Below are 7,196 nucleotides of genomic sequence, written 5' to 3'. Positions count from 1 at the left end.
TCAGATTCCACCTCACGATGGACACCCTTGGTGTTCAGCTATGTCTTTCCCACTACTAGGGCAGACTCGCGACTTGCACCCGTTAGATTGCGCCCATGCTGGGCGCACAAAAAAAAGAATTTATACTTGAATGTATAAATCCTTAATATTTTTAATTGTAAATCTATCGATCAATCGAGGGTTATTTTTTCTTTTTTGTTGGTTCTCCAAACGTGAAGTCCCAATGCCAAGCCAATTACTCCATATACCATGAATGTTCTGAAATATTCTCCTAAAAGTGCATTTCCGAATACTGATTTACCTATTTCAGGAGACATTATAAACATGGAGTTGAACAACAATGTACCTAATATAGCATGTCTGATATTTGCCTTCTGAGTGGAAGCACCTCCAACCAACAATGATGCTACAGAGAACATACCAATTTGTGTATGAGCGCCGTAAGTGTTTAGTGTACCCATGTTCTGCATGTACATAATCTGCCCCCATGCTGCCAATACAGTTGAAATCATGGTTGCTATCAATCTTGTTCTATCAACATTGATACCTGAAACCTCAGCTATATGCTGGCTTTGACCAACACTTCTGAAATCCTGACCTAACTTGGTGCTGAGAATTTTTTCGCTGAATATGCAAAGTCCTATAATCATAAGGCCCGTTACCACAGGAACCTTTCTTACCATCATTAAGGATGATTTGGTTGTAATGGCATGTACACTTACTCCTATCAATATTAAGCATATTGCTATATTGATATAAGTCATTATTCTGTTGTTTTTTGTAAAGGTCGGTTTTTTGTTATTCCTTACATACCTTATAACCTGAAGTAACAGTATTGCAGCAGCAACTGCCAGTACTGCCCACATAAACGGCATCTGAAGTATGTTGTCAAGGGCATACTTAAGTCCTCCGTCCTTAAGGGCTACCAGATCGACAGTCATTCTTATACCCACGCCGTCAGGCTTAATCATGGGATGAGTCGCCGGTACCTTAATAATAACTCCCACGACGAAAAGAAATAAGAACTGGTAAAGACCGTTAGCGAAATAACCTACTATCAAGCTGGCTATCATTTCCTGTCCTCTCGTCTTGTTGTACAGTAACCCCGTGAAATAGCCAAACAATGCCGCTATAGGGAATGCAATAAATAATGTAAGCATCATACCGCTGATGCCGCCCATATTAAAGTATCTTACAATGGCAATCGCAATCTGGCCCGCCATTGCACCTACAACTATACCGAAGTTAAGACCGAGACCTGCAACTACGGGTATAATCAAGGATAATACCAGAAATGCATTTCTGAAGAATCTGCTTGAAAGCTCAGTTAAAAAGTAATTTAACGAAACACCGTCTGAAACCATAAATCCAAAAATGGTAAAAAGGATAAATATTATGGTAACTAAATTGTCAGCTAACCAAGATGCACCTTTCACTTGTAATCTTTCCTGAGTTGGTGAATTATTCATTATTTACCGCCTCCTTTTACTTGAGTTAAAGCATAAAGGATTATACCATTTTGAATTATCATACGAAGTATCTCCGATAAATCCGTACCTTCAAATAATTGATTGGCAACCGGCAATGCCGATGTTAACAATCCCTGGAATATTAAAACGCCTATTATTACGTGTGATACCTTTGCTCTTGATGCAGTCGCACCGCCGATTAAAACTGCCGCAACCGCCGGGAAGGCCATCAGTAACGGAGCGTTATACAACTGTACATAACCGTATCCCTGAGAATATACGATGATACCGATAGCTCCCAATACTGTAGATAACACGTTTGCTTTTACCCTGTTTCTGTTGATGTTAATACCTGATGCCTGCGCAAATCTTGGATTAATTCCTCCTGCAGATATGGCAATACCTGATTTGGATCTGAAATACAGCCATACTATAACGCAGCATAAAAAGAATACTAAAAGCATTCCCGTAGGAATTATTAATCCCTTATCGCCGCCTATATTAAATGTCCATAGGTTGCTTAATATCTTATCTCCGCCTAATGCATCAAGCTGTATGGTTTCTCTGAGACCTTTTCCCATGAACCATCCCATTTTCCTGTTCTTAAACGGAATCATCAACCAGGCAAGGCACATAAAAGCTGAAATAGAAAAACCCGTGTAGGTTGCTATCGTCATTTCAGATCCCTTTACGGCATTTAAAAGCTTTCCGTACAGATATCCTGCTATAACAGCAAATATTATTGCCAAAATAATAGATACACCTAACCAGCCAAATCCTACGAAATCAAATTCTATTGCCCATACCATTGCAAACAGTCCGCAGACGATGCCTACAGGCAGTGCAAAGTTCGGACCCGTTCCGGATTGTATGGAAGGAACCATTGCAAGTACTAAAATACCGTTCATACCCGCTCTTTTTATTGTATCGCTCATGAGCGTGTTCATAGAAATACCGATAGTTCCTCCGATAATAAGTATTATTATCCAAAAGGCACCTATGATCAGGGTTGGTAATCCGATTGCATTAATTATATCTTTAAAATTAGACTTTTTATTTTCTTTTGCTCCAACCATTATGATTCACTCCCTTCAATAAGATGCTGGCTTCCTGACATCATCAGACCAAATTGAGCATCCTCCGCATCCGGTGCAAGAACACCTTCAACCTTACCCTCACATATGATTACTATTCTGTCGCATATGCTTCTGAGCTCTGCTAATTCAGAGGAAGTCATAACAATTGTCATTCCATATTCTTCATTTAATTTTTTTAATAAATCCAATACTAATTTTTTAGCACCTATGTCGATTCCTCTCGTAGGCTCCGACACCAAAAGAAGTGTAGGGTTTAATGTCAACGCTCTTGCGACACATACTTTTTGCTGATTACCGCCGCTTAAGCTTCCTGCTTTTTGAAGCGATGACGTACATCTGATATCGAGATCGGATATCATTTTCTTGCCGTGACTTCTGATTTTAGCAGAATCCTTAAGTCTTATCGGTCCCAATTCTATTAAGAAATCGTTGCGAATCTGCATAGCTGAAAAAGCGATGTTTCCTTCAATCGATTCGTCAAGGAGCAGTCCGACACCCTTTCTGTCTTCACTTACAAAAGCAAGCCCCGATTGAATGGCCCCTCTGGGATCGTTCAGTGCTAAACTTTTACCGTTAAATACTACCTCGCCTCTTGAAGGATAAATACCCATGAGTCCATTAGCAATGCCAAGCTTGCCTTGTCCCGCCAATCCGCCGATACCTATTATTTCACCTTTTTTAACATCTAAATCTATACCTTTTACTCTCTCACCGGGCATTGCAACATGCAGGTTGTTTATACTCAATATCGTCTCATCACAGGCATCCTTATCACAATTTCCACTTCTCTCTATCGTAATCTTTCTGCCGACCATCAACTGAGCTATTTCAACGGCACTGGTATCCTTGATATCCTTGGTTACTACGTGTTCTCCGTCTCTCAATATAGTAACCTTGTCCGCTACATCAATTATTTCATCCAATCTATGACTAATAAATATAATTCCTATTCCTTGCTTGGACAATTTCCTGATGGCATCGAGTAAATTTTTAGCCTCAGTTTCAGCTAAAACCGCAGTTGGTTCATCGAATACCAAGATTTTAATTCCCGTTTTATCAATTTCACGAGCTATTTCGATAAATTGCATGTGGCCTACAGGAAGACCTGCAACCGGCAGGAATTCATCAATATTCATATCAAGAATATCAAGTGCTTTTCTTGCATCTTCGTTCATACTCTTAACATCTAATGATTCTAACCTTTTGCCTAAAACTCTGCTCACAATGTTTGGCTTGGTAATTTCTCTGTTTAATTTAATATTTTCCGTAATAGTAAAGCCCGGTATAAGCATAAATTCCTGATGAACCATTCCTATTCCAAGTTCCATAGCAGCATGAGGGGATTTAATGCTAACCTCCTGACCTTCAAGTTCTATTTTACCGTCAAAGCCACCGGTCGAATGAATAACAGGCATGCCGAAAAGAATATTCATAAGTGTTGACTTGCCTGCTCCGTTTTCACCGATTAAGGCTAAAATTTCACCTTTGTTCAGCTCGATATTTATATCTTTTAATACTTTGTTTCCTGAGTATTCCTTAGAAACATTTTTTAAGCTTAGAAGGTTGCTCATATTTACCTCCCTGAGTAAATTTTCTCCATAAATAAGGAATGTAGCGGAAGTTCTAAACCGAAATTCCGAAACATTCCTCAATTTCAATTAATCATTATTTTAGTTTATAATGTGTTCAGGACTATAAGTTAAGAAATCCATCATTATTAATCTGAATGTATCAAATTCTTCTCCGTTTTCTGAATAAGCAGTAGTTGTTACTTTTATGCCATTTGCATACTCAGTCATTAATTCTTCTAATACAGCTACATCCAACTCATCGCCAACTTCACCGTTTATCCATTTAATTGCATATTCTGCTCCTGCAATTGTGTTCATCATAGCTACAGGTACAGGCCATGTTGAGAATCTTCCAAGAACGCCGCTTTCATCCAGCTTTTTAGCTGTTTCGCTGATTACTTGCGCCATTGCATCAGTGGTGTATCCAACTGATTCAATACCAAGAGCTGATGGGAATCCATGATATGGTGACGGGCAGCATGGCTGCGGATATATAGCACCTTCATCAACACTTGCTTTAATTAAAGGAGTCTGCATTGAACAGTTCGTTGAGAAGAAAGCAGTATCCTTACCATATTTTTCTACCATCTTCGGAACATCTTCAAGTATGAATAATTGTGCTCCTGGAACTCCTGCATCACCTGTTGGATCCGGAGCTACAGCATCAACAAATTGTATTCCTATTTCTTCACATTTAGCCTTCATAAGGTCTCTTCTTGCTGAAAGCATAACGATTGACATATGTCTTGGGAAAGAATAATGTACGAACGTCTTTGCTCCTAATTTTTGAGCCTGTTCAGGAATAGTACTTCCCATACCTAATTCGTCAAACTGCAAAGTAATGTTTGCTCTTTGTACAACGTCAGGTGGGTTTTCCTGTGGTGAACAGTAAACTATAAACATATCATCACGAGTTTCTAACAATTTATCAACTGCTGCGGTTGTTCCCGGAACAGCTTGGTTGACTATTAAAGCTTTAACTTCAGGGTCGGAACCGAGCTTAGTAACGATACTAATCATTTGCTCCTGTTCTGTCATGAAGTTGTCAGGCCATAATTCGTGAACAATCTTATCTTCACCATATCTTGATACCATTTCCTGAGCTGAACGGTATTCCTCTTCATTTTGAGAAAGAGTATTTGTTACGATTGCAACCTTTCCTTCGAAAGTTCCTTTCGGAGCTGCCGGCTCAGGTGCGGGTGCGGGTGTCTCCGGTGATGATGATTCCGGAGCTGGTGCAGGTGCTGGTGCCGGAGCTTCTGCAGGTTGACTACATGCAGCTAAACTGAACACCATCATAAGCACTAGCAAAATACTTATAACTTTTTTCATCTTGTCCCTCCTAATTAAATAAAAACTTTACCTTTTTTTATTATAATTGAATATATATTAATTGTCAAATAATAAATGAAATTACCTTTCTTTCCATATGTTATAAATTTGGTAAAAACTGAATTAAAATGAAAACGATTATTTATAATTATTGTTTATTTTTATAAATTAGCACACGTTTTCTTCTTAGTAATTTTAACTTCCTTATGTTCATTAGCCATTTTTTCAATAAAATACCTAATTTATAATATTAACTTTTATTAAAATAATTTTTATATTTATTAACAAAATTGCATGATATATATTTAACTTTTGGAGGGTTTCCCCTCCTAAATATTATAGTGAATCTAAAAACTTTTTCATTTTCTTTTTTTGTTCCGGGCTTAAAAACATTTCAAAATTTTTCAAATCTTGAATTTTCTTCCTATATTCTTCTTCTCCATATTGCTCTTTTAACTTTTTGCTCATATTTTTTGCGTCCCTCAAAATTTCATCCTCAGATTTGCCGTTATATTTTTCCTTAAACTCTTTGAATTGTTTATTATTAATAAATTCATTAATATTTTTATCGTTCGCCGCTTTTTTAAATTCTTTACTCTCAGCTATTTTATTTAAATTGTCATCATCAAAACTTTTGAAAAATTTAGCCATTTAAATACCTCCATTCATATTACATAATATGCCAAAGAAAAGGATTGATTACTATTTAATTTTAATTTCAGCAGCTTTACATGTAACACAACTTATGGTATTGAATAAAATGTTATATTAAGTTTAAGTAAGAAGGTGATATTATTCCTGTTCAAATAATTTTATATTTTTTAGCAGCAAAATATATTTTGGGAAGCGGGCAACTGCAAGACATGGTTTCTAAGCTGTCCGGACCATCTAAAAGCTTAGTGGGAGGCTTGTTTACCGATCCGCAAAAAATAGAAAATATAATCGGTATGGTTCGTACTGTGGCGCCGCTTACATCAACACAAACCGTCACAAAAATAAATACATATTTGCCTATGTTTGAAAAGACCAGTACATTACTTGGAATGTATTCTTTTTTAAACAGGGCACAAACCTTCCGGCCTATTCAGCCGTTAAATGCTAACTCACCGGTTGAAGCAGTGACTGCATTAATGAAAAACGGTAATGTCAGCAAAATGCTTGCTCAACCTCTATTAGCTAACAATATGGATAAAATAGTTGGCTCAATGGCAATGAATATGCTTAAAAACGGAAATTTTAATGATATACTTTCATCTGTTTCGAATTCTGCGGGCAATTCTGAAAATGGCAGCAGCCTAGATATTAACAGCTTAATGGAAACCTTTATGCCTCTGTTAAGCAGCATGAGTTCAAATTCAAGCAACGATGATAATAATGAAAATAAGGAGGGCATTAAAGAATCGAAGTTTAGGAACGAATCCGTTTTACCCGATGATGATGCTGAGGAAGCAAAAGAAGACAACGGAATTATATATGACGAAAAATCAACCCCCAAAAATGAATACGATAGATATTACAGAAATGACAGGTATGAAAGCCATGAAAAAGCAGTAAATTACGACGAAAACAAAAATACATACACAGAGAAAAAAGAAATTCACAAGCCTATCAGAATTAAACAAAGAAGAAGAAGGTAAGCAGCCTGCTTATCTCAGACTGCTGACAAAGTCAGCAGCAAGTAACAAAAATTACGAAAACTTAACAGAGAAACAGTTGGAAAACCAACA

6 protein-coding genes are annotated in these 7,196 nt (G+C 37.2%); 1 reads left to right on the top strand and 5 read right to left on the bottom strand.

Annotation, left to right across the window (positions count from 1 at the left end):
- Positions 1-170: 170 nt before the first annotated feature.
- The 5 genes from HZF24_RS18535 to HZF24_RS18515 form a co-directional block, all read right to left on the bottom strand.
- Positions 171-1,469 carry an ABC transporter permease subunit gene (locus HZF24_RS18535; protein WP_179239867.1) on the bottom strand — a complete coding sequence of 433 codons (1,299 nt, stop codon included), beginning with the start codon at positions 1,467-1,469 and terminating at the stop codon, positions 171-173.
- On the bottom strand, positions 1,469-2,545 hold the full coding sequence (locus tag HZF24_RS18530) for an ABC transporter permease subunit (RefSeq protein WP_179239866.1): 1,077 nt from the start codon (positions 2,543-2,545) through the stop codon (positions 1,469-1,471). Before HZF24_RS18530 ends, HZF24_RS18535 begins: the two co-directional genes overlap by 1 nt.
- Positions 2,545-4,137 carry a sugar ABC transporter ATP-binding protein gene (locus tag HZF24_RS18525; RefSeq protein ID WP_179239865.1) on the bottom strand — a complete coding sequence of 531 codons (1,593 nt, stop codon included), beginning with the start codon at positions 4,135-4,137 and terminating at the stop codon, positions 2,545-2,547. Before HZF24_RS18525 ends, HZF24_RS18530 begins: the two co-directional genes overlap by 1 nt.
- 99 nt (positions 4,138-4,236) lie before the next feature.
- Positions 4,237-5,469 carry a DUF3798 domain-containing protein gene (locus HZF24_RS18520; RefSeq protein WP_179239864.1) on the bottom strand — a complete coding sequence of 411 codons (1,233 nt, stop codon included), beginning with the start codon at positions 5,467-5,469 and terminating at the stop codon, positions 4,237-4,239.
- A 336-nt stretch (positions 5,470-5,805) separates the two neighbouring features.
- On the bottom strand, positions 5,806-6,120 hold the full coding sequence (locus HZF24_RS18515; protein WP_179239863.1) for a hypothetical protein: 315 nt from the start codon (positions 6,118-6,120) through the stop codon (positions 5,806-5,808).
- A gap of 188 nt (positions 6,121-6,308) precedes the next feature.
- Here HZF24_RS18515 and HZF24_RS18510 point away from each other — a divergent pair, with 188 nt between their 5' ends.
- Positions 6,309-7,106 carry a hypothetical protein gene (locus HZF24_RS18510; RefSeq protein WP_179239862.1) on the top strand — a complete coding sequence of 266 codons (798 nt, stop codon included), beginning with the start codon at positions 6,309-6,311 and terminating at the stop codon, positions 7,104-7,106.
- Positions 7,107-7,196 lie beyond the last annotated feature (90 nt).

Source organism: Sedimentibacter hydroxybenzoicus DSM 7310 (genome assembly GCF_013403245.1).
In the GTDB taxonomy this organism is placed as follows: Bacteria; Bacillota; Clostridia; order Tissierellales; family Sedimentibacteraceae; genus Sedimentibacter; species Sedimentibacter hydroxybenzoicus.
The sequence above is the reverse complement of the archived record's forward strand: the minus strand, read 5'-3'. Positions and strand labels throughout refer to the sequence as shown.

Bases quoted from the DNA above. Each gene is read 5' to 3' on its own strand.
- HZF24_RS18535 (WP_179239867.1), bottom strand. From the start codon at position 1,469: ATGAATAATTCACCAACTCAGGAAAGATTACAAGTGAAAGGTGCATCT.
- HZF24_RS18530 (WP_179239866.1), bottom strand. From the start codon at position 2,545: ATGGTTGGAGCAAAAGAAAATAAAAAGTCTAATTTTAAAGATATAATT.
- HZF24_RS18525 (WP_179239865.1), bottom strand. From the start codon at position 4,137: ATGAGCAACCTTCTAAGCTTAAAAAATGTTTCTAAGGAATACTCAGGA.
- HZF24_RS18520 (WP_179239864.1), bottom strand. From the start codon at position 5,469: ATGAAAAAAGTTATAAGTATTTTGCTAGTGCTTATGATGGTGTTCAGT.
- HZF24_RS18515 (WP_179239863.1), bottom strand. From the start codon at position 6,120: ATGGCTAAATTTTTCAAAAGTTTTGATGATGACAATTTAAATAAAATA.